The sequence below is a fragment of the Chryseobacterium lathyri genome (assembly GCF_019970085.1).
Classification (GTDB): Bacteria; Bacteroidota; Bacteroidia; order Flavobacteriales; family Weeksellaceae; genus Chryseobacterium; species Chryseobacterium lathyri.
The window spans coordinates 1,074,740-1,097,673 of sequence record NZ_JAHXYG010000001.1 but is presented as its reverse complement, the minus strand read 5'-3'; the positions used below and the strand labels follow the sequence as shown (position 1 = coordinate 1,097,673).

The 22,934-nt window shown below is 36.4% G+C and carries 20 protein-coding genes; 9 read left to right on the top strand and 11 right to left on the bottom strand.

Features of this window, described 5'->3' with window-relative positions:
• Positions 1-85: 85 nt before the first annotated feature.
• The 9 genes from LC418_RS05035 to LC418_RS04995 all read right to left on the bottom strand — a co-directional run bounded on the left by LC418_RS05035 (position 86) and on the right by LC418_RS04995 (position 9,369).
• Positions 86-886, bottom strand: a complete 801-nt coding sequence (locus LC418_RS05035) for an enoyl-CoA hydratase/isomerase family protein (RefSeq protein ID WP_111957315.1) — start codon at positions 884-886, stop codon at positions 86-88.
• Positions 887-1,212: 326 nt separating this feature from the next.
• Positions 1,213-3,087, bottom strand: a complete 1,875-nt coding sequence (locus tag LC418_RS05030) for a right-handed parallel beta-helix repeat-containing protein (protein WP_223558302.1) — start codon at positions 3,085-3,087, stop codon at positions 1,213-1,215.
• Between the two features lie 144 nt (positions 3,088-3,231).
• Positions 3,232-3,696, bottom strand: a complete 465-nt coding sequence (gene paaD / locus LC418_RS05025; protein ID WP_223558301.1) for a 1,2-phenylacetyl-CoA epoxidase subunit PaaD — start codon at positions 3,694-3,696, stop codon at positions 3,232-3,234.
• A gap of 83 nt (positions 3,697-3,779) precedes the next feature.
• A complete protein-coding gene (gene paaC / locus LC418_RS05020; RefSeq protein ID WP_223558300.1) occupies positions 3,780-4,529 on the bottom strand; it encodes a 1,2-phenylacetyl-CoA epoxidase subunit PaaC in 750 nt (249 codons plus the stop codon).
• A gap of 70 nt (positions 4,530-4,599) precedes the next feature.
• Positions 4,600-4,881 (bottom strand): 1,2-phenylacetyl-CoA epoxidase subunit PaaB, encoded by a 282-nt coding sequence (gene paaB, locus LC418_RS05015; RefSeq protein ID WP_034725794.1) that lies wholly within the window; start codon positions 4,879-4,881, stop codon positions 4,600-4,602.
• Positions 4,882-4,985: 104 nt separating this feature from the next.
• Positions 4,986-5,924 (bottom strand): 1,2-phenylacetyl-CoA epoxidase subunit PaaA, encoded by a 939-nt coding sequence (paaA, locus tag LC418_RS05010; protein WP_223558299.1) that lies wholly within the window; start codon positions 5,922-5,924, stop codon positions 4,986-4,988.
• 83 nt (positions 5,925-6,007) lie between these two features.
• Complete coding sequence (locus LC418_RS05005) at positions 6,008-7,093, bottom strand: 2Fe-2S iron-sulfur cluster-binding protein (protein ID WP_111957305.1); 1,086 nt, start codon at positions 7,091-7,093, stop codon at positions 6,008-6,010.
• Positions 7,093-8,409 (bottom strand): phenylacetate--CoA ligase family protein, encoded by a 1,317-nt coding sequence (locus LC418_RS05000; RefSeq protein ID WP_223558298.1) that lies wholly within the window; start codon positions 8,407-8,409, stop codon positions 7,093-7,095. Before LC418_RS05000 ends, LC418_RS05005 begins: the two co-directional genes overlap by 1 nt.
• Positions 8,410-8,790: 381 nt before the next feature.
• Positions 8,791-9,369: a TetR/AcrR family transcriptional regulator gene (locus tag LC418_RS04995; protein WP_223558297.1), complete on the bottom strand. Its 579-nt coding sequence runs from the start codon at positions 9,367-9,369 to the stop codon at positions 8,791-8,793.
• Between the two features lie 458 nt (positions 9,370-9,827).
• On the opposite strand from LC418_RS04995, the gene clpB reads away from it, so the two are divergent.
• The 9 genes from clpB to LC418_RS04950 all read left to right on the top strand — a co-directional run bounded on the left by clpB (position 9,828) and on the right by LC418_RS04950 (position 18,436).
• Positions 9,828-12,422 (top strand): ATP-dependent chaperone ClpB, encoded by a 2,595-nt coding sequence (gene clpB / locus LC418_RS04990; RefSeq protein ID WP_223558296.1) that lies wholly within the window; start codon positions 9,828-9,830, stop codon positions 12,420-12,422.
• 149 nt (positions 12,423-12,571) lie between these two features.
• Entirely contained in the window at positions 12,572-12,748 is a 177-nt protein-coding gene (locus LC418_RS04985; protein WP_167409422.1) for a hypothetical protein, read from the top strand.
• Between the two features lie 16 nt (positions 12,749-12,764).
• Positions 12,765-12,917 carry a hypothetical protein gene (locus tag LC418_RS04980; protein WP_157963381.1) on the top strand — a complete coding sequence of 51 codons (153 nt, stop codon included), beginning with the start codon at positions 12,765-12,767 and terminating at the stop codon, positions 12,915-12,917.
• Positions 12,918-13,125: 208 nt separating this feature from the next.
• Positions 13,126-13,665, top strand: coding sequence for a hypothetical protein (locus tag LC418_RS04975; RefSeq protein WP_111957297.1), 540 nt, complete (start codon positions 13,126-13,128; stop codon positions 13,663-13,665).
• Between the two features lie 35 nt (positions 13,666-13,700).
• A complete protein-coding gene (locus LC418_RS04970; protein ID WP_111957295.1) occupies positions 13,701-14,360 on the top strand; it encodes a hypothetical protein in 660 nt (219 codons plus the stop codon).
• Between the two features lie 83 nt (positions 14,361-14,443).
• Positions 14,444-15,115, top strand: a complete 672-nt coding sequence (locus LC418_RS04965) for a sensor histidine kinase (protein WP_223558295.1) — start codon at positions 14,444-14,446, stop codon at positions 15,113-15,115.
• Positions 15,112-15,753, top strand: a complete 642-nt coding sequence (locus LC418_RS04960) for a response regulator transcription factor (RefSeq protein WP_111957291.1) — start codon at positions 15,112-15,114, stop codon at positions 15,751-15,753. The genes LC418_RS04965 and LC418_RS04960 overlap by 4 nt, the downstream gene beginning before the upstream one ends.
• A 256-nt stretch (positions 15,754-16,009) precedes the next feature.
• Positions 16,010-17,026 (top strand): zinc metalloprotease, encoded by a 1,017-nt coding sequence (locus tag LC418_RS04955; protein ID WP_111957289.1) that lies wholly within the window; start codon positions 16,010-16,012, stop codon positions 17,024-17,026.
• A 420-nt stretch (positions 17,027-17,446) separates the two neighbouring features.
• Complete coding sequence (locus LC418_RS04950; protein ID WP_111957287.1) at positions 17,447-18,436, top strand: zinc metalloprotease; 990 nt, start codon at positions 17,447-17,449, stop codon at positions 18,434-18,436.
• Between the two features lie 52 nt (positions 18,437-18,488).
• On the opposite strand, the gene LC418_RS04945 is transcribed toward LC418_RS04950, so the two are convergent.
• Entirely contained in the window at positions 18,489-20,354 is a 1,866-nt protein-coding gene (locus LC418_RS04945) for a M1 family metallopeptidase (protein WP_223558294.1), read from the bottom strand.
• A gap of 181 nt (positions 20,355-20,535) precedes the next feature.
• Positions 20,536-22,908 carry an outer membrane beta-barrel family protein gene (locus tag LC418_RS04940; RefSeq protein ID WP_223558293.1) on the bottom strand — a complete coding sequence of 791 codons (2,373 nt, stop codon included), beginning with the start codon at positions 22,906-22,908 and terminating at the stop codon, positions 20,536-20,538.
• Positions 22,909-22,934 lie beyond the last annotated feature (26 nt).

Below are 22,934 nucleotides of genomic sequence, written 5' to 3'. Positions count from 1 at the left end.
TGTATTGTGTAAAATGTACAATGTAAAAAGTATGATCACAGCAATGTACTCTGTACATTGTACTTTTTACATTGTACAAAATCTTTTATTTCCCTTTATAATCAGGTTTTCTTTTCTGTAAAAAGGCGTTTACCCCTTCGATGAAATCTTCTGTCTCTGCAGCTTCCTGTTGTAGATCGCCTTCTAATTCTAATTGCTCTTTTAATGTGTTGTTATAAGATTGAGCGAAAGCTTTTTTAGTTAATCTAATAGCCGCAGTCGGCATATTTGACATTTTCTCAAGAATCTCCATAGATTTCGGAGCAAATTCTTCTTCAGTGAACACCTCAGCCACTAAGCCGTAAGATTTAGATTCTTCAGCTGATAGTCTTTTACCTGTAAATGCTAAATAATTAGCCAATTGTCTTCCCAATAATTTTGGAAGGAAATAAGTTCCACCCGTATCAGGAATGAGTCCTATATTTGAAAATGCCTGGGCAAAATAGGATTTATCTACCGCCAAAACAAAGTCACAGATCAATGCCAGCATCGCACCTGCACCTACTGCAGGGCCATTTACCAATGCCACAACAGGTTTTTTACAACGCGTAATCTCTGTTACCAGAGGATTGTAGTAGTCCACTACAATTTTTCTGATGATATCGTTATCATGGTGCTCATTGCCCTGTACGAAAGCATCATCCAGATTCTGACCGGAGCAGAAAGCTCTTCCTCTTCCTGAAATCGCCACACATCTTACTGTAGGGTCTTCGCTACATTCTTTAATGAAATCTTTAAGATCTGATAAAGATGGCTTTGTAAGCGCATTCATTGTTTCCGGCTGATTGAGGTAAGCAATTTTCAGTTTTCCGTCAAAATGCGTTTCAATATCAAGTTGTGTATACATGGTTTTAAATTTAAAATTAAATGATTAAAGAATTAAAAAATTACACTGCTCTAATTTAACAATATAAAATAATGTGGCAATCTCTTTAATGTAACAATATAGCAGTTTAACAATGTAGCAATCAATAGTTCTGCATAACATCAAAAATAATTTAACAATGTACCAGTATAACAATTATTGTCAGACTGGTACATTGATTTATTAATACATTACATATCCAATTCCATAATATTGATCACGAGAATTTCGGGATCGGGAATCTGGGATGGTATATTTAATATATTTTCTTGCATAATTTTAAAAAAAAGTTTTTCCCCCTTTGCCTCTTATATAGGGGTGTTATTATAATAATTCTGGAATTTAATATTATCTGTATAATCTTCTAAAATAGCATTTATAGTACAATTAAAAAGAATATTGTCTTTTGCTATAGTTTTATGACATCTTAAATAAAGACCGCGCCCAACATCACTGATTTCATTGTTTGATATGGTAACTTTTCCATCTAAGGAGTTTCCTGCAATAACTTGAGGGTCTGATGGCATAGGATCAAATTCATTAATTGAATTAATGGTAATCCCATATCCCTGAGTATTGCCAAAAATCAGATTATTTGAAATTACAAAACGCTTTGTAAAATTTTTATAAATATCTAGGTTACTTTGGGAATATATAGTTACTCCATTTATTAGAATTCCAACAAAACCCTCTCCACTTTGGATTGATTTAAAATTATTATTATTAATCAACACATTTCCAACTGTTGATGTCACTTTATGGGTAGATGATGTAATATTTCCACTGGAATCAAAGACATTATTAGATGTATAAGCTTCAAATACTACTGCAGGACCTCTAACATCTGATGCAATATTACTAGAAATATTAATGCTACTGATATTGCCAATGACTGTTATTATTCGCTTCAGTTTATTAAAAGTGTTATTTAGAATATTAATATTATCAGAAATAATATTATCATACTGTGATTGTAATATAATACCAAAGCTTTGATCACTCGATGTCTCGATGGTGTTATTGCTAATAAGTATATTTTTGAATTCTACTTGAGATCCTCGTGTTGATGAGTTTATAATTCCACTGTCATCAGCAATCAATTGATGAATAATATTATTACTAATAACGGCATTTTTCCTAGTTGAATCAAACCTTATTGCTCCCCATGTTGTATTTCTAAATACATTATTAGTCATGACAAAATTATTCACATTATCATAAAAATCTATTGCGTAAAGCCTATGATGTCCGGTATTATTCCTACCGCAAAATTCAAAATAATTATTATTAATAAACAATAAACCAAAGAGCCCACAGTCAAATGCAAAAATACCACAAGGCATTTGATCAGGATTAGGAATTGGATTGCCACTCCCATCTCTTGGTACTTTGTTTTTAAAAATATTATTTTCAACTGTAAAATTCACATTATGGGATTGTGTAAGTCCCAAATGTTCCATTCTATACATTTGGGTCTGAATTTCACTTTCAAAATAATTATGGGTAACTTTTATATCTCCTTCATTACATCCATAAAACTGAAGCCCTCGAGTATATAGATCCAAAAAACTACAATTAGTAACCTCTATATCTGTAGAATCTGTAATGTAGATACCTCCATTAAAATCCCTCATTAATTCATTACCTGCATTATCATAGTCGGCCTGAGTATAAACCTGTAAATTACTTTTATTTTGGTTAATCCTTATACCATCTATGACTAAATTATTACAATTAGTAAATTTTAAATAATAAGAATTAAATCGTTGATTACTATTTGATTTAATTACTGTATGCTGCTTATCTCCCAAAAGTTTAAAACAGGAAATATCTACAAAACTTAATTGTTCATTAAGAATATATTCTTTCGCATCAAATCTTAAAGTTGCTCCTAAATATCCCGCAGTATTAATCGCTTTAGTTAGCATGACTTTATCTCCGGTCCCATTTACTAAATCAGTGGGATAAGTACATCTGTACCATTCTACATTAATGGTATTCTCTGTATAAATGGCTTTATAATATTTCCCGTTTTCTTGTCTCAGAACAACACCATCTAGTAAGCTGACACTAATAGGGTCTATTTCCTGATAACGGATAACTTCTCCGGTATTGTGAAATGTTTTAATAAGAGTGGATTCTTGACATGTTGATGGAAATTTCTGGCTGTTGCAATTTGTCATAATAAATGTTTTGTGTTGATTATTGTAAATAAGATCATTAAAAAATGATACTGACGCAAAACTAAGTGCCACTAACGACAAAACCTGTCGTATCATTTATTACTTACATAATGAAGTCATTTATTGAAAATGACTTTTTAACATTTAATGACATTTAAAATAATCAAAAGGCTCCAGGCAGTCCAGACACTGGTAAGAAGCCTTACACAATGTAGATCCAAATCTGCTGATCTGTTTTGAATTCATAGAACCACAACGCGGACATTGTTTCGGTTTCCCGATGTGATGTTCGTCTGCTCCTTTTTCAGGAGGTGTGATTCCGTAAATACGAAGTTTTTCTCTCGCTTCATCCGTTAACCAGTCTGTAGTCCATATCGGAAACATTTTGGTTACCACTTTCGCATCCCAGCCGTTTTCCTTCATGATCTTCACAATGTCTTCTTCAATGGTGAACATGGCAGGACAGGCAGAATAAGTAGGGGTAATCGTTATTTCACAAGTATTCTCGCTGGTAACTTTTGCTTCTCTTACAATACCCAATTCCACAATATTGATTACCGGAATTTCGGGATCAGGAACTAATTCTAATATTTCTAAAGGATTTTTCATTTTTAAAATGTACCAATTTATCAATCTAACAGTCTAGCAATTAATTGTTACATTGCTAAACTGCTAGATTGTTACATTTAGAATTACCACGTACATCCCGGATACGCTCTCTGCATATACTGAAGTTCGCAAAGAATAAATCCGAAATATTCTGTATGATATCCTGTTCTGGATTTAGGCTGCATGAATGGATTTGCCGGGTATTCCAATCCATATTCTGCAAAATCTTTTTGTGTGATGGTTAAGAATTCCTTGTACAATTCGTCTCCGTCCGGAGCGATATTTAAAGCAATTAAATCATCCTCTCCTTCCACTTTCGCAAATAATCCTTTTGAATATTCCCAAATATTATCAAGAGATTTTACTAAACGTTCACGGCTTTCTTCTGTTCCCTGAGCGAAAATTTTCATCCAGGAAGAAGCGTGCATATAATGGTATCTCACTTCTTTTAAAGATTTCTGGGCGAGTGCAGAAAGTTCTTCATCTGCGGAATTTGACAATGCCTCGTACATCAGTTTCTGATATACAGAGAATACATAAACTTTAAGAATGGTCTGCGCATAATCTTCATTAGGAAGTTCTACCCAATGTGCGTTGACGTATTCATGTTCGTATCTTAAGAAGGCTAGATCATCTTCACTTTTACCGTTATCAATAACTCTTGATGCATATACATAAAAGTTATTGGCTTGGCCAAGTTCGTCCAATGCAATGTTTGTCAATGCAATATCTTCCTCTAAATAAGGACCTTCACCACACCACGCAGACAACCTTTGTCCCATGATGAAGCTGTCATCGGCAAACTTTAATAAATAATTATATAATGGATTCATTTTTATAGAATTTAGAAATTAGAGGTTAGAAATTAGACTAAATTCTAGAATCTAACTTCTAACTTCTTTATTACATGTTTTTTACATCATTAGGAATATCATAGAACGTTGGGTGACGGTATAGTTTGTCATCTGCCGGGTCAAAGAAAGCTTCCTTGTCTACTCCTTCTGAAGTCACAATATACTTACTTGGAACCACCCAAACAGAAGTTCCTTCTTTTCTTCTGGTATAAACGTCTCTTGCATTCTGCAAAGCCATTTCTGCTGTTGGCGCCTGTACTATTCCTGCGTGTTTGTGAGATAATCCCGGTTTAGTCTGAATAAACACTTCCCACATATCTAAATTTGCCATAATAAAAATTAATTTAACAATGTATCAATATAACAGTTTACCAATGAGATGCTTCGACAAGCTCAGCATGACAATGATTGTTACATTTTTACATTGGTATATTGTTACATTGAAATTTTTTCCTGTTTCTCTGCAAAAGCTATTGCTGCTTCTTTTACCCAAAGGTTTTCCTGCTGTGCTTTTACTTTGGTCTGTAATCTTTTCTTATTACAAGGTCCGTTTCCTTTTAAGATTTCCATGAATTCATCCCATGGAAGCTCTCCGAAATCGTAATGCTGTCTTTCTTCATTCCACTTCAGATCTTTATCCGGAATGGTTAATCCTAAAAATTCAGCCTGAGAAACGGTAACGTCGATAAATCTCTGACGAAGACTGTCGTTACTTTCTCTTTTTACTCTGTAATTCATTGAGATTTTAGAGTTAGGCGAGCTGTCGTCATTCGGACCAAACATCATCAAAGCTGGCCACCAGAAACGGTTTAACGAAGCCTGAGCCATTTCTTTCTGCTGTTTTGTACCACGGCAAAGTGCCATTAGAATTTCGTAGCCCTGTCTTTGGTGGAAAGATTCTTCTTTACAGATTTTCACCATCGCTCTCGAATAAGGACCGTAAGAATTCCCCATCAACATCACCTGATTCATGATTGCAGCACCATCTACCAACCAACCGATCGCGCCGATATCTGCCCAGCTCAATGTAGGGTAGTTGAAAATACTTGAATATTTTGCTTTTCCTTCCAACATATCATCATAGGTTGCGTCTCTGTCTGCTCTGATGGTTCCGTTTCCTAAGGTTTCAGTTGCAGAATACAGATATAATCCGTGACCTGCTTCATCCTGAACTTTAGCTAAAAGAGCCATTTTTCTTCTCAGTGAAGGGGCTCTTGAAATCCAGTTGGCTTCCGGCAACATTCCGACAATCTCAGAATGGGCATGCTGTGAAATTTGGCGAACCAACAGTTTTCTGTAATCATCAGGCATTACATCTTTTGGTTCTACTTTATTTTCTTCGTGAACGTATTGAACAAATTTTTCTAAGTCCATAATTTTCAATTTAGCAATGTATCAGTTTAACAATGTACCAATGATTGTTACACTGGCAAATTATTAGATTGTTACATTAATTTTTACACATCATAATTAAGCATCACCACATTCGTTGTCGGGTGACATTGACACGTCAGAACATAGCCTCTGGCTACTTCGTCTTCGGTAAGCGCAAAATTTTTCTCCATGAAAACTTCTCCTTCCAGAACCTGCGCCTTACACGTACAGCAAACTCCTCCCTTACAAGCAAAAGGTACAGGAAGATTGTCTTTTAATGCTTTATCTAAGATACTCTCTTTTTTAGAATTAAGGTGGAACGAATATTCATCATCATCAATGATTACCGTCACCATACTTTCTATATTCGCAATGGCCTTGAATTCATCACTCATCTCCTCAGAATTTTCATCATCAGGAGCAGTGAAATATTCAAATAAAACCTGAATGGCGGGTACTTTTTTATCTTTCTTTAAATAATCGGAAATCCCTTTAATCATTTCCGCAGGGCCGCAGATGAAATAAGTGGCTTCTTTTACATCAATATCTGTATATCTTTCAAATAACTGCTCTAATTTTTCAGCAGAAATTCTTCCTTCAAATACAGGATCTTCATGTTTTTCGCGGCTTACCAGATAAATCACCTTCAGTCTTCCGTTGAAATGCTCTACCAGTTTATCGATCTCAGCTCTTTTCATCACATGATTCATGCTTCTGTTGCTGTAGAAAAGATAAGCGCAGCTGTTCGGCTCCTGATAAAGGCTTTCTTTAATATTGGATAAAACAGGGCTGATACCACTTCCTGCCGCCAAACCTACATAGGTTTTCACATTAGTAGGGTGATAAGAAGTATTGAAACCACCCATCGGAGGCATTACTTCCAGCACCTCATCCATATGAAGATGCTCATTGAAATACCCTGAAACCTTTCCGCCGTCCAAAAGCTTTACTAGCACTTCCAGTGTGTTGCTTTTTTCGCTCGGGGCGTTGCAGATAGAATAAGAACGTCTTTCTTCATTCCCGTTGATCATCATACGGAAATTAAGATACTGCCCCTGCTTGAACCTGAATTTATCCTTCAGCTCTTCAGGAACTTCTACCGCTACGTTTACCGCATCAGGAGTATCTTTCTGAACCTTTACCGTTTTAAGTTTATAAAATGAATTCATTATTTTTTAAGTATTCTATTAATTTTTCCGCCTTCGCACTTCGGCAGGCTGTCCTGGGCATGAATTTTTACTTTCGTGGTGATCCCTACTCTCTTTTTTATTTCGTTTTCTATGTTTTTTCCAAAGCTGCCGACAAAATTAAAATAATCATCGGTATCAGCATCTATTTTTTGAGCTTTCACCAATTCATCATCAATTTCTACGTCGATATCCAATGCTACACACATCTGCTCTTTTTCAACCGGTGTAAGATAATAGTTCGGAACTACTCCTTTTACGTGTGAAAATGCCTCTTCGATCTGGCTTGGATATACATTAACCCCTCTTACGATCAGCATATCGTCTGCTCTTCCTTTGATAGGTCTCATTTTCACCATGGTTCTCTTCGCATTTTCATCATAGTAAAGACTTGTGATGTCATTCGTCCAATACCGTAAAAGCGGCATGGCTTTTTTCGTTAAAGTCGTAATAACCAGAACCCCTTCTTCCCCAAACGCAACCGGTTGTTTCGTCACCGGATCCAATATTTCAGGATAAAAATGGTCTTCCCAAATGTAAGAACCTCCTTTCTCTTCAAAATCCTCCATGGATACTCCGGGACCGATGATCTCGCTTAATCCATAAATGTTTGTGGCATGAAGGCCTAATCTTTCCTCGATATGGCTTCTGATAATTTCCGTCCATGGCTCAGAGCCTAAAACAGCATATTTCAGACTGATTTCGTCTGCAGAAACTCCTCTTTTCGTAAATTCATCCGCAATCGTCAATGCATAAGAAGGCGAGCAGCAGATTACTTCAGGTTTAAAATCTAAAATCAAATCAACCTGTCTGGCAGTCATTCCTCCTGAAATCGGAAGAACGCTCATTCCTAATTTTTCAGCGCCGTAATGAAGTCCCAATCCACCGGTAAAAATTCCGTATCCGTAAGCATTGTGCAGCTGCATTCCCGGTCTTGCTCCTGCTGCATATAATGATCTGGCAACTACTTCACTGAAAAGATCCACATCTTCTTTTGTGTAGCCCACCACTGTAGGTTTTCCTGTAGTTCCGCTGGAACAGTGAATTCTCTGCAGCTCATTTTTCGGAACGGTAAAAAGTCCAAACGGATAATGATCCCTCAAGTCCTGTTTGTAGGTAATCGGAAGTTTCGTGATATCTTCAATCGACCTTATATCCTGTGGAGCTATTCCTGATTCATTAAATTTCCCTCTATAAAATTCTGATCTCTCTCCAAGATAGCCGACCAAATCCGCCAACCGTTCAGACTGAAGCTGTCTCAACTGGTCGAGCTTTATATATTCAACTGAAAAATCCATATTCTACTAACTAACATTTGTTAGGTGTAAATTTAAAAAGAATTTCTATGCTGACAAAATTTTTATGACTTTTGTCACATTTTGAATGATTCTAAATAACTGAATAGGGTACGATGAGTTATTTCTTCCGTAAAAAGCAACCAATATTAGGGTTACATGAGAAGACTCTTATTTGAACCATTAAAATTTTTTAAGGAGTAAAGAATAATTAAGGAAATATCAAAGATATTTTAAGCCTGGATGTCTGCCTTAATTTACCTCTCGCAGATTAGACAAATTGAGAAGACTTTTGAGGGAATCTAGCCAGGTCTTCTTATACGTTATGCATTTAACTTAAAAATCTAAGTGTCTAAAAACTTTTGTGCCTTTTGTGGTTAAAAATTATTGCTTTTGATTTCCTAGCAAGCCATAGAGGAGCTTAGCTCTTATTTCATCTGTAATTTCAGAAGTGGATTCCGTATTTCTTTTGAACCAGAAATAGGAATTATTAAGGGTATGAAGAATAAATCTTGTCGTAAAAGTCGGTGATTTCAGTTCCCATTTTTCAGCTTCGTAGATCTCAGAAATTAACTGCTCTACCTCATCCTGATAGTTCTTTCTCAATGCTATAAATTCAGGAAGTCTTTCTTCAAGGTGTCTCCATTCATTAGAATAAATATGGGTAACATCACGATTTTGAAGAACGACGGATAAATGCTTGTCTAAAAATAAATTGAGTTTATCTTTTGGAGCAATGTCCGTATTTTTCACTTCCTGGAGTTCATCAAAAAAATCCTGTGCAATGCCAAAGCAAATCCATTCCAGAATTTCTTCCTTTGAACGGATATGGGCATACAGTGACGCAGCTTTGATATTAAGCTTTGTGGCAAGATCTCTAACCGAGCTGCCCATATATCCTTTCTCTTTGAAAAGTTCTACGGCTACGTCTAAAATTTTCTTTTGTTTTTCTTTAAGCTCCATCTGGTAAAATGCAAAAGTAATTATTCTGAGGTTAATAAATTAATTTAACACTATGATTTTAAACACAGAAGCGGGAGTTTTACTAAACGACCCCGTCAAATCAGCAATTTTTCTATTTGGAGTTTCTGATTAAGTTTAGATAAAAAGCCTTTAAATATTAAAATCGCTCCTTCATTCTATTTTCAATTTTTCCCGAATCGGACGGTTTTTCCATTATTTCAAAGCCAATATTAAAGAATCGGAAATTTTGTCAAGTTAATTTAACGTTAAAAATAGATAATCCGGAAATTTTGTCTATGTTTTTTGTAAATTTAATAATTGAACGATTTTTGAAATACAGTAATCGATTAAATGATTAAATAACTTGATGGCATTAAGAAACCGGGCCTGAAAATTTGGTTTCTTGGTGTCTTTTTAAAACTGAACCAAAAACAAATATTACCAAAAACATAAAAAATATGAACTTAAACCAATATACTGTAAAATCACAAGAAGCCATCCAGGCAGCACAGCAGACTGCCATGGAATTTGGTAACCAGAGTATTGAGCCACAACATATACTTGAAGGAATTTTTCAGGTAGATGAAAATATTTCACCTTTCTTACTAAAAAAATCTGAAGCGGATGCCAATCTGGTAAGGGAAAGAAACAGAGAAAATATTGAGAGACTTCCAAAAGTTCAGGGAGGGAATATTTATCTTTCCCAGTCTGCGAACAAAGTTTTGCTGGACGCCCCGAATATTGCTAAAAAAATGGGCGACGAATATGTAACTATTGAGCATCTGTGGCTTTCGTTACTGGAAACCAGTTCCGAAGTATCCAAAATGCTTAAGGATATGGGCGTTACTAAAAGCCTGCTGGAAGGTGCTATCAAAGAATTAAGAAAAGGAAGCAAGGCTACTTCTGCCAGTTCGGAAGAGACTTACCAATCCTTAAATAAATATGCTAAAAACTTCAACGAATTAGCAGCAGAAGGAAAACTGGATCCGGTAATCGGGCGTGATGAAGAGATCAGAAGAGTGCTTCAGATTCTTTCGAGAAGAACTAAAAACAATCCGATCCTTATCGGAGAGCCGGGCGTAGGTAAAACAGCCATTGCTGAAGGTATTGCCCACCGAATTATTTCGGGAGATATTCCTGAAAACCTGATGGACAAAACGCTGTACTCTCTGGATATGGGGGCACTAATTGCCGGAGCCAAATACAAAGGTGAATTCGAAGAACGTTTGAAATCTGTGGTGAATGAGGTGATCAAGTCTGAAGGGCAGATCATCCTATTCATCGATGAAATCCATACCCTGGTAGGCGCCGGAGGCGGTGAGGGTGCAATGGATGCAGCCAATATCCTGAAACCTGCTTTAGCAAGAGGAGAATTAAGAGCAATCGGTGCCACTACCTTGAATGAATATCAAAAATATTTTGAGAAAGATAAAGCATTGGAGAGACGTTTCCAGAAAGTAATGGTGGAAGAGCCGGATACGGAATCTGCCATTTCAATTCTTCGTGGAATTAAAGATAAATATGAGGCTCACCATAAAGTACGAATTAAAGATGAGGCGATCATTGCCGCAGTGGAAATGTCTCAGCGATATATTTCAGACCGTTTTTTACCGGATAAAGCGATTGACCTTATTGACGAAGCTTCAGCGAAGTTGAGAATGGAAATCAATTCAAAACCGGAAGAACTGGATGTACTGGACAGAAAACTGATGCAGCTGGAAATTGAATTGGCGGCTATCTCAAGAGAAGGTAACCAAACGAAAATTGATCATTTGAAAGAAGATATTTCAAAAATTTCTGAGGAAAGAAATGAGATCAACGCGAAATGGCTGAAAGAAAAACAAAAATCTGAGGATTTAACACAGATTAAAAAAGATATTGAGTCTTTGAAACTGGAAGCAGAAAAAGCCTCAAGGGCTGGAGATTATGCGAAAGTTGCAGAAATTCAATACGGAAAAATAAAGGAAAAAGAAGATGCTTTGCAGAAACTAGAACTGGAGATGCAGAACCATCAGAATGAATTAATTAAAGAGGAAGTAACTTCTGAAAACATCTCTGAAGTGATTGCAAAATGGACAGGAATTCCTGTTACCAAACTTATCCAGTCTGAAAGAGAAAAGCTTCTGAATCTTGAAACTGAGCTTCACCATCGTGTCGTTGGGCAAGATGAAGCGATAGGAGCTGTTGCGGATGCCATCAGAAGAAACAGAGCCGGATTAAGTGATGATAAAAAACCAATCGGATCTTTCTTATTCTTAGGAACAACTGGTGTTGGTAAAACTGAACTTGCTAAAGCTTTGGCTGAATATTTATTCGATGATGAGAATAATATGACAAGGATTGATATGAGTGAATACCAGGAAAGACACAGTGTTTCCAGACTGGTAGGTGCTCCTCCGGGATATGTAGGATATGATGAAGGCGGACAGCTGACGGAAGCAGTACGAAGAAGGCCATATTCTGTGGTTCTTCTGGATGAAATTGAAAAAGCGCATCCGGATGTTTTCAACACTTTGCTGCAGGTTTTGGATGACGGGCGCCTGACAGATAATAAAGGACGTGTGGTGAATTTTAAAAATTCAATCATCATTATGACTTCCAACTTAGGTTCACACCTGATCCAGGAGAATTTTGAAGACATTACAGAAGAAAATCAGGACGAGATCGTCAGCAAAACCAAGGATGAAGTTTTTGATCTTCTGAAACAAACGCTCCGTCCGGAATTCCTGAACAGAATTGATGAAGTGGTATTATTCCAGCCTTTAAATAAAAAAGAGATCGGAAAAATTGTTCAGTACCAGTTGAGAAGTTATAATGATATGTTAGGCAAACGTAATATTATCATGACCGCCACTCAGGACGCCCTGGATTACCTGATGAATAAAGGCTATGACCCTTCCTTCGGAGCAAGACCGCTGAAAAGAGTAATTCAGCAGGAAGTATTAAATAAATTGTCAAGAGAAATTCTGGCCGGAAAGGTAAATGACGGTGACAGAATCACTTTAGATTATTTTGAAGAAACAGGTTTGGTTTTCAGACCGACAGATCAGTAAAGTAGTTTTTTTCATATATATTATTTTTGTAAGTAAGTGGTGCAGCCCAATCTGCATCACTTATTTTTTTATTGACTTTTTTATCATAATCATGTGAAATATTACTACATTTATCATTCAAAAAAATCACTAACTAAAACAAAATCAGCATGAAAAAATTAAAAAGAAGTTCATTAAGAACTATTTTAGGAGGAAAAATTGATTGCAGTTGCAACATATTAATTTACCCTGACGGCTCTACCAGCGGAACGTGTGCTACAGAACATTGTTCACAGATCAACATCAATTGTGGACAGGCTGAATGCAGACCTGGTCTTATTGACTAACCTCTAAAATAATGGTATGAAAAAGCTAAAAAGAAATGACTTAAAAAGAATCAGTGGTGGTGTATCGTCTGCAATTACAGAATGCGACATCGATATGAACTGCCCTGCAGGACTGTGCTGTTCAACAGGATATATCTGCAGGGATCCCAAAAAATATCCTTGTATTTAACTATAAGCCGGAGTAAAATCTCCGGCTTTTTTATTTATTACAGCCGTTATAAGATAGGAGCCCAAAAGTCAGTTGGACTATATTATTTTACAGCCCATATGCAATCCGTAAAAACACGGAAAATAAACAGGAAAAAACACATCCGTTTACCTTGAAATTTTTACGAGATTTGCACTACTAACTAACATTCTTTTATAAAACTAACGTTATGAAAACAAAATCTACTTATGAGGCCGGAGCAAACGAGTCTGCCTCAAGCACAAATACCATTGCTTCAGAGCTTGTTCAACAGTTAATAGGCAACTACAGAAACAATCAGATGCAGGCTGTTAATAAAGAATTGGGGATTACGGATTCTCATGCCATATGGTTTGATCTTCCTAAACTGAAAAAATTTATAGCATGTGTTGAGAATGAAGCGGCAAAAGTAAATCCTGAGGTTACTGAAGAAGATTTAGGCATCAGGTTCTATTATGCCGCCTATCCAAAAGCCGAAGACTGGGCCATTATGGAAAGTCATCCTGTAGAAAAAGAATATGCAGAAAGACATACTTTAGTAATGATCCCGACCCTGAAAAAAGCGGATGAAACAGGGGAAATGCTTAACTATGATTTCTGTCCGTTTAATTCAGAATCAGTTTTAGCTATGGCTTCAAAAACCGGACAGCCGGCTGGTCTTGAAACCCTTGCTGAAAATCACGGAGCATTATCACCTCCAGACAATCCTAAAGCTGAAATGTTTCCTTAACACAATCACTAATTTATTTTTACTATACAATTGACATGACTGATTTTCAGAAGATACTTCAGGAATCCATGATCTGGACAGAAGGACTTGCAGCCGTTATATCGGTTATTTACTATAATCGTAATAATAAGGAAAAGTACTGGAAGTATTTTTCAATTTATCTAATTATTATTTTCCTGTCTGAAATCATCGGAAAATGGGGAGGCCTGATCATAGAATATAATAAACAGAATTTTTTCAATTATTTTGTAATTCCCCTTGAATTTCTTTTTTTTTACTGGCTTTATGCTGCAAAATCACTGGGCAGGCCAAAGCTGTTCTACACCATGTCCCTGCTGTATCTTTTGTCATTTGTATCAAGTGAATTCTTCTTCACCACGAAAAAGATCATTTTATCCTTTAACTATACAGTCGGATGCCTGCTCTTAATGGTATTGGTGATCATGGAATATTACAAACAAATCAATTCTTCTGAAATCCTGAACTTCAACAGAAACAAGATGTTTTATATCAATCTTGGAGTGACATTATTTTATATAGGAACACTTCCATTCTGGACATTCTTTAATCTTATTAAGGAATACAAAGAGCTGCATTATATCTATTTTTCTTATTTTCTTATGTCAGGAATTATAATGTATCTATTATTTTCAATTTCATTCATATGGGGAAAACAGAGCTCATCATCGTATTAATTTTGTTTAATATATTCTTTGTACTGTTTGTATCCGCAGTAATAGTTTACATAAGGAAATATCAGCAGCGTAAAAAAGAGTATTTGAATAAAATTGAAGTGAAAAACGAAATCCACAAACGGGAACTCCTAGCTACACAGCTTGAGATCCAGCAGGCCACCATGCAGCAGATAGGACGTGAACTTCATGACAATATCGGCCAGAAACTAACACTTGTGAGCCTGTATACCCAACAGTTGCTTTACGAAAACAGGGTTCCTGAAGTAAACGAGAGAATCGATCAGGTTTCTCAAATTATAAATCAGTCGCTACAAGACCTCCGAAGCCTTTCAAAAACTCTGACAGATGATAATATAAACCAGAAGGAAATCGTAACTTTGATTCAGGAAGAGGTAGATAATACCAACAGTTTCAAAAGATGCCATGTGAGTTTTGAACACAACTTTAAGCAGCTTGATCTTGGATTTGTCCACAAAAATGTGCTTCTCCGGATCATACAGGAATTTATTCAGAACAGCATCAAGCATGCAAACTGTAAAAATATTTTTATCAACCTGAATACTTCCGAGGAAGTACTCTGGGAGCTCAACCTCAGGGATGACGGTATTGGATTCGACAGCACCGAGATAAAATCCAACGGCATTGGCCTGACCAATATGAAAAACAGGGCAGCCATTATAGGTGCGGATTTCAGTCTTGAAAGTCAGAAGAATACCGGAACTACACTCAATATTATTTTAAAAAAACAGCCATGAAAAAAACAATAGTAATTGTTGATGACCATGTATTAATTGCCAAAGCTCTGGAAGGAATTATTGATAATTTTAATGAATTTGAAGTAATCTATGTGTGTGAGAATGGTAAAGATCTGATCCAGAAATTTGAAGACAACGGTGCAATCCCGGACATCATCCTTCTAGATATCAGTATGCCAATTATGGACGGCTTTGAAACCGCTGCCTGGCTCACACAGAATCATCCGGAGATTAAAGTAATGGCACTGAGCATGCAGGGCGATGACAACAGTGTCATTAAAATGATCAAAAACGGTGCAAAAGGATACTTATTAAAAAATACCCACCCTAAAGATCTGGAAACGGCATTAACAAGATTAAATTCTGACGGCTTTTTCTATCCGGAATGGGCTTCAAAAATTATATTTTCCAATCTGAACAAAGATAAGGAAGCAGAAAATACCGTAAGAATTTCGGACCGCGAAAGAGAATTCCTGAAATACACCGTCACCGAACTAAGCTATAAAGAAATTGCAGACAGAATGTGCTGCAGTCCGAGAACTGTAGAAAGCTACCGCGACCAGCTATGCGACAAATTGGACCTGAAAACACGGGTCGGCCTGGCAGTTTTTGCTATTAAAAATGGTTTTGCAGGTTAAACTGATAAAATAAAAGTTAAAAATATAAATCAGTTAAAATAATTAAAGTAAATATTTTTAATTAAAACAATTTTAAGTGAAAAATATTTAAATTCAAATTGCAAAATTTATTAAAATTCAATTAAAAAAAGCTGAAAACAAAATAATACTCAAAAACTACTGCTATTTAATGGTGATTATTCAAATATGTGTGAATATTTTTGTGTATTAATTTTTTATAATATAAATTTGGAGAGCAAACCATTTACAATATATTATGAAAAAACTATTCTTCGGAGCTCTCGTTCTGGGCTTCATGTCAGCTTGTACAAGTGATAATATATCCAATCAGGAGGATATATCTCAGGATCCGGGAAATCCTTCAAGCACTATGGCTTCAAAAAGAGCCTGTCCTTCAGATATCATAAGGGAAAAGGCGCTCAAAAGCGATCCGGCATTAAGAGCCAGATTTGAAGCTAATGAGTTACAGTCTGAAAAGTTTTCAAGAGACATTATGATGGGCAAAGTGCTTGCAGATGGAACAGTGGAAATTCCGGTTGTTTTCAATGTGATCTATAACACTTCTACCCAAAATATTTCTGACGCAAGAATTGCAGAACAAATCGCAGTATTAAATGCAGACTATGGTGCTACCAATTCTGATGTTGCTAACATACCATCTGCATTTCAGCCAGCAGCAGCGGGTGATGTAAAGATCCGTTTTAAACTGGTGACAACCAACCGTAAGCAATATACAAAAACAGGCTGGAGATCCGATCTGGAAGAAATGAAAAAATCAACTACCGGAGGTATTAATGCAACTGATCCTACTAAAAACCTGAATATCTGGGTGGTTAATTCTATCCTTGATGAGAATAGCCAGCCCGGGACATTGGGATACGCTTATTATCCTGAATCTGCCGGTTTATGGTATGACGGACTTGTCATAGGCTATCAGTACATCGGGAAAACAGGTGCTTCCGCTCCATTCAATTTAGGCAGAACAGTTACGCATGAAGTAGGCCACTATTTAAACCTGCCTCACCTTTGGGGATCATCCAACACAGGCTGTCAGACAGATTATTCTAATGACACTCCTACTTCTCCGGGACCTAACTACGGAACACCATCTTATCCTTTAAACAGAGTTTGCGGAGGAGTAAGCCGGTCCCAAATGTTTATGAATTATATGGATTATGTAGATGATAAAGCTATGTTCATGTTCTCTGCCAACCAGAAAACAAGAATGCAGGCCGTAGTAGCTGCAGCCGGTCCAAGAGCTGGATTAAGATAACAATATCCAAATTAACTTAAATATAAGAGCCTGAAGTTTCCTTCGGGCTTTTTATTTAATGATTCAGTATTTTTAGACTATGAGTTATCAGGACATATGAGTAAAATGCTGAATAAAGTGTTTCTAATAAGAGAATTTGAACTTAAAACCCACTTGCTGTAATTCATATTAATAATAAACAAAATAACCTATTTCAAATTCAAAAAAATTAAAATTTTGCTATAAATTTTAAAAAAATTAAATTATTTTTCCGTCAATCATCAAATTAACATAAAATCAATACAAGTCCAAATTAGTAATAATAAACACAACGAATTAGGTAAAATATTATTACATTAATAATAAAAATTGAAAAAGTGTTGCATAATAATTTTTAATAATATAAATTCACACTCTGAAACTATACAAAATAACAACTTTATGAAAAAACTATTATTGGGAGCCGTTGTATTAGGCTTTATGTCAGCTTGTAACAGCGACAATATGACAAACCAAAACGAAAACCCTGCAAAGGAAGATGCCTCTTCAGCTAGTATGTTTAAGAGAGGTTGCGCATCTGAAGAAGTAAGACAGGAAGCATTAAAAAACAACGCGGAACTCAGACAAAGATTCGTTAAACTGGAAGCAAATACCGAAAAATTTGCCAATGATTTAAAAATGGGAAAAGTTCTGGCAGACGGAACCATAGAAATCCCTGTTATTGTTAATGTATTGTATAGAACTTCTGCAGAAAATATTTCTGATGCCCAGATTCAATCCCAAATCAATACATTAAATGCAGATTACTCTGCTACTAATAGTGATATTAATAAAATTCCGGCAGAATTCGCTTCTACTGCAGCAGGTAATATCGGTGTTAAATTCCGATTGGTAACAGTTAACAGAAAATCCACAACTGTAAGAAGCTGGAGAACAAATGATGCGATGAAAAAAACATCAACTAAAGGGATAGACGCTACCGATCCTACACATTATTTTAATATATGGGTAGTTAGTGATATGGGAGGAATACTTGGCTATGCAACATTTCCGGAATCTGCAGGACTTTGGAATGACGGGGTAGTAATTGCAGCTAAATATTTCGGAAATACATCGTCTGCACCTTATGACTTAGGAAGAACTGCTACTCATGAAGTAGGACATTATTTGAATCTTAGACACATTTGGGGAGACGCTAATTGTGGAAATGATTTGGTAACAGATACTCCTACACAAACAGGCGCTAATTATGGAAAACCTACTTATCCATTATACAACACTTGTACTGGAGTTCAAAGATCTGTAATGTTTATGAATTATATGGATTATGTGGATGACGCAGCAATGTTCATGTTCTCTTCCGGACAAAAAACCAGAATGCAATCTGTAGTAGCTTCTACAGGAGCAAGAGCTGGACTAAGACTTTATTAAAATTTAAATTGATTTCAATAAAAAGCCTGAATTTTCTGTTCAGGCTTTTCTTTTATAATGATTTCGTATTATTATCAGGGGTATAATCCATAAAAATATCTCCATCCAGCGTCACCGATTTTACTTTCTTTTTAATAGGGATCGCAAGGGCTGCATGCATCTGGTTTTTTTCCCATAAGGAAGGTGAAAAATGAAGCTTTTCCACCGATCCGTCTTCGTAATTTAAGACAGCATCAAAAGGAATTGCAAAGCCTCCAACATTATCCACATTGACTGTAAGAAGATCGTTAAGCTGTATAATGTCGGTTATTTTCAGATCAATATAATTATTGGTATAGAACCAGTTTTGGAAGAACCAGTTCAGGTTTTTCCCGGAACCTGCGTTCATTGAATTAAAATAATCCCAAGGTACCGGGTGTTTTCCATTCCAGTTGTTCATATAATGCAGAAGCGCTTTTTTAAACAGTTCATCTCCTAAATAATCTTTCAATGCAAGATAAGACAGGGATGCTTTTACATAGGAATTGTTTCCGTATCCGGCTCCGCTTACCTGTGTACTCATGGTAATAACCGGCTGGTCCTGTTCTGCAGAAGGATCGTTGATCCATTTTTTGACACGGAAATTTTTATAGAATTCTTTTGCCGCGGCTTCACCGTTTTCATCAATTCCAATCAGGTATTCAAGCGTAGTTGCCCAGCCTTCATCCATAAAAGCATACCGGGTTTCATTGATTCCCATATAAAAAGGAAAATAGGTATGGGCAATCTCGTGATCTGCGGTAAGCCTTGCATCGCGAAGATCATCAGGAATACTTGTATCATTAATCATCATTGGGTATTCCATATCTGCATATCCCTGAATCGCAGTCATAACATTATAAGGATATTCCACGCCCGGCCACTTTTTTGAGAACCAATCCAGATTATAATGCATCCAGTCTACATATTGCTCAAAGTCTTTTGCTCCGGCTTTATATCCTGCCTGGACACTTGCTCTTTTTGTTTTTAACTGAACGCTTGCTGCATCCCAAACATAATGACTGCTTAATGCAAAGCAAAAATCCGTAATATGATTGGCTTTGAATTTCCAGACATTCCATTTGTTCTGCCTGGTTACTTTTCCGGATTTCATTTCCTCCTCAGAAGCAATATGGATCACTTTGTCGCTTTTAAGAGAAGCTTTATATCTTTTTAAATATTCCTGCTGAAGTACTGCTTCAGGATTCAGAAAATCACCGGTAGCCCATACTACAAAATTCTTTGGTGCTAAAATGGTAAAACTGTAATCATTAAAATCATTATAAAACTCCTGTCTGTCTGAATGGGGAAGCATATCCCAGCCATTGTAATCATCATAAACGGAAATCCTCGGGAAAGAATAGGCTACATAAAAAGTTTCAGGATCTATCTGCCCTTCTCTTCCGCTTTGTATGGAAAGCGGATATTCCCATTCTATTTTCACTTCAGCTTTAGCTCCGGCCTTGAGTGCTTTATTCAGCTTTACTTTTTCTACGGTTCCCCAATCATCGCTGTTTACCATATATTTCTCACCATTGATGATCATAGATTTAATATGAAGACCTGAAGACAGGAAATCTTTGGACACAGAACCTGATCTCGGCGACTGTGGCTTATGAAGGTTATTTACAAATCTGATTGCCAGTTCATGAAGTTCATCAGGGCTGTTATTGCTGTATGTGATCGTTTCTTTTCCGGAAACTGTTTTGCTTCCCGCATCCACTTTTACCTCAACATTATAAATCCCTTTATTCTGCCAATAGTTTTTGCCCGGAGCACCAGAAATATCACGGGTTCCTTTTTCATAGGCTTTCTTAATATTTCTTGGCATATAAAGCTCCTGGGCAGCGATCTGCTGCATCGAAACAGTAGCTACCAGAGCATAAAGAAATTGTTTCATATCTCTAATTTTAAAAAATAAATATCAAAATTAGCGAAAATGTCACACAGAAAAGGAATTTCTTCTATAATAATGTTTTTATGGATACCAGTTCTTTATTTTTTATAAAGGCTGATGCCGAGGGACGAAAGGTATTGAACATGTTATATAATTTCTGTAATCAATAAGTAATAGCAATCTTCTATAATCTATCCTCTTCATCTGTTTTCTTAATCGTTCTTGCATTCTTCACGGACTGGTTTCCAAAATTGAATTTAAGAGAGAGTGTGAATCCCTGAGTATCTCCGTAATCCAGAAAATAATTGTCCTGATTGGCATATTTTGTACTTACCTTCTGCCCCATGCTCCTGAAAATATCATTGAAAATAAATGAGGCTTCCAGTTTTTTATCAAAGAATTTACGGTTCATTGCAAGATAAGCAGACCATGCGCTGGAGATCGTAAAAGTTCCCTGTATCCCAGGTGAATAATACTTGTGCCCAATCTCCATTTTCCAGTCATTACTTTTATCTAAAGTAATTGCTGTTGAAACATTGGACACCCAGTTCCAGACCTTATTTTTATACAGAAGTCCATCAAGTCCTTTGAAATAATTTTCGTTGTGTTCCAGGTTTTCAGAAACGATCAATGTCCACCACGGTTTGATCTGAAAGCTTTTGTACAGACTTGCTCCAAAAGCCTGACCTTTTTCAATATTGGTAAAATAATAGATCAGATTATTCGTACTGGGTTCCTGAAATGAAATTTCCATAGACGGATAGATCTCTTTTCTATAATACAGATCCAAATTCCACCCTTTCCAGGAATACGTCAGATTGAGGTTATGAATAATGGTAGCCTTCAGTTTCGGGTCTCCCTGGTAATAGGAGAATAAATTATAATATGACTTCGCAGGATTTAGCCAGGAATAAGAAGGCCTGCTGATTCTTTTCCCGTAGGAAAACCCGAATTCATGCTTACTTTCCGTAGAATACTGAGCATAAAAAGTCGGAAAAAGACTCCAGTACTTATTTTTGTTTCGTTCATAAGGTTCGGACACTACCCCTTCCAGATCCGTCATTTCAGCGCGAAGACCACCTTTAAAATTCCATTTTCCAAGATTGTAAGCCAATGACGAATAGGCAGCAAAATTATGTTCCTTGTAATCAAACAGGCTGCTTTTCTCCGGACGCAATTGAAGAGAACCGTTTTCGTTGTCGGAAAAATCCAGTCCGCTCATTGTTTTCACAAAACTGTACTTCAGTCCGGACTCTATCTCAAGCTTTTTATCTTTCCACTGATAATCAGCCTGTGTGGAATACAGCTGGACATCTGTTTTATTTTGGGTGAAAAAATTATCATCCTTTGGTGCTTCCCCTGCAAAATTCAGGTGAGTCAGTACATTTTGATATTTATCCACGTTGTTTCCGGTAAAATAACTGATCCATGAAAGGCTGCTCTTCTTATTAAGTTTTCTGTCAACCTGAAAGCTTAATGAATTATTGATCGTCCGGGACTGATGATCATTAACCGTTGTATAATCAGACTCAGCAATATCCTGACTGTTGTAGATTAATGTAGGGACGACGTAAGTTCCAAAAGACTTCGGACTGAAGTATCCTGAATAATTCAGACTCATATTTGTCAGGCTGTCAATTTCATATTCAGCATTGAAATTGATTGTATTCTGTGCTCTGTTCTTGTCCTTTCTGTTCATCGTACTCACCCATCTCTTCTGGCTTTCCTGGTAATTCACATAATCTGTTCCCTCACGATAGTACGTTCCAAAACCTCTGTAATAACTTCCCATCAATGAAAGCTTATCTTTCTTATAATACTGGGACACACCTACAACTCCTTTTGCATATTGGGTCTGAACATATTTAGATGAAACAATTCCGCGGTAGCCTTCGATCTTATTCTTCTTCATAACAATATTCAGGACTGCGCTGCCAGATGCTTCATATTTTGCTGGTGGATTGGTGATGACTTCTACCGATTTTATTTCGTCTCCCTGTGTGTTTTCAAGAAAATTTTTGAGCTCATCACCAGTCAGCATTACCTTTTTATCATTAATGGTTACCAGAATTCCCGTTCCTCCTTTGATGGCGATCACATCATTGTTTATTGTAACACTCGGCGTTTTCTTTAAAATCTCCCAGGCATTAAGAGAAGAAATATTGCTGTTTTCTACATTGAATTCCAGTCTGTCTACTTTTCTGGTGACCATCGGTTTCTGTTTGGTCATTACTACAGCTTCTATTTCCCGGGTTTCTTTCTTAAGAATGATCTTTAAAAGTCCGTTATCCTTTTGTAAACTTATTATCTTTTCAAAAGGAGTATAATCTGTTTTCTTGACTGTTATTTTCACTGAATCAACGGCTATGCCTTCTAAATGGAATTGCCCGTCTGTATCTGTTTTCAGTGTTTTGATCAGCTCATTTTTTAAATTATAAATTCCGATATCCGCAGAAGCTAGCTTTCCATTCTCAGTGTCCGTCACTGAACCTTTGATAATCTGCACCTGTGCGGACAAGAGCATTGGAAAAAACAGGAAAAGAAAAATTTTATACATAATTGATTCTGAAAAGCATGGATGTT

Bases quoted from the DNA above. Each gene is read 5' to 3' on its own strand.
- LC418_RS05035 (WP_111957315.1), bottom strand. From the start codon at position 886: ATGTATACACAACTTGATATTGAAACGCATTTTGACGGAAAACTGAAA.
- LC418_RS05030 (WP_223558302.1), bottom strand. From the start codon at position 3,087: ATGACAAATTGCAACAGCCAGAAATTTCCATCAACATGTCAAGAATCC.
- paaD (WP_223558301.1), bottom strand. From the start codon at position 3,696: ATGAAAAATCCTTTAGAAATATTAGAATTAGTTCCTGATCCCGAAATT.
- paaC (WP_223558300.1), bottom strand. From the start codon at position 4,529: ATGAATCCATTATATAATTATTTATTAAAGTTTGCCGATGACAGCTTC.
- paaB (WP_034725794.1), bottom strand. From the start codon at position 4,881: ATGGCAAATTTAGATATGTGGGAAGTGTTTATTCAGACTAAACCGGGA.
- paaA (WP_223558299.1), bottom strand. From the start codon at position 5,924: ATGGACTTAGAAAAATTTGTTCAATACGTTCACGAAGAAAATAAAGTA.
- LC418_RS05005 (WP_111957305.1), bottom strand. From the start codon at position 7,093: ATGAATTCATTTTATAAACTTAAAACGGTAAAGGTTCAGAAAGATACT.
- LC418_RS05000 (WP_223558298.1), bottom strand. From the start codon at position 8,409: ATGGATTTTTCAGTTGAATATATAAAGCTCGACCAGTTGAGACAGCTT.
- LC418_RS04995 (WP_223558297.1), bottom strand. From the start codon at position 9,369: ATGGAGCTTAAAGAAAAACAAAAGAAAATTTTAGACGTAGCCGTAGAA.
- clpB (WP_223558296.1), top strand. From the start codon at position 9,828: ATGAACTTAAACCAATATACTGTAAAATCACAAGAAGCCATCCAGGCA.
- LC418_RS04985 (WP_167409422.1), top strand. From the start codon at position 12,572: ATGAAAAAATTAAAAAGAAGTTCATTAAGAACTATTTTAGGAGGAAAA.
- LC418_RS04980 (WP_157963381.1), top strand. From the start codon at position 12,765: ATGAAAAAGCTAAAAAGAAATGACTTAAAAAGAATCAGTGGTGGTGTA.
- LC418_RS04975 (WP_111957297.1), top strand. From the start codon at position 13,126: ATGAAAACAAAATCTACTTATGAGGCCGGAGCAAACGAGTCTGCCTCA.
- LC418_RS04970 (WP_111957295.1), top strand. From the start codon at position 13,701: ATGACTGATTTTCAGAAGATACTTCAGGAATCCATGATCTGGACAGAA.
- LC418_RS04960 (WP_111957291.1), top strand. From the start codon at position 15,112: ATGAAAAAAACAATAGTAATTGTTGATGACCATGTATTAATTGCCAAA.
- LC418_RS04955 (WP_111957289.1), top strand. From the start codon at position 16,010: ATGAAAAAACTATTCTTCGGAGCTCTCGTTCTGGGCTTCATGTCAGCT.
- LC418_RS04950 (WP_111957287.1), top strand. From the start codon at position 17,447: ATGAAAAAACTATTATTGGGAGCCGTTGTATTAGGCTTTATGTCAGCT.
- LC418_RS04945 (WP_223558294.1), bottom strand. From the start codon at position 20,354: ATGAAACAATTTCTTTATGCTCTGGTAGCTACTGTTTCGATGCAGCAG.
- LC418_RS04940 (WP_223558293.1), bottom strand. From the start codon at position 22,908: ATGTATAAAATTTTTCTTTTCCTGTTTTTTCCAATGCTCTTGTCCGCA.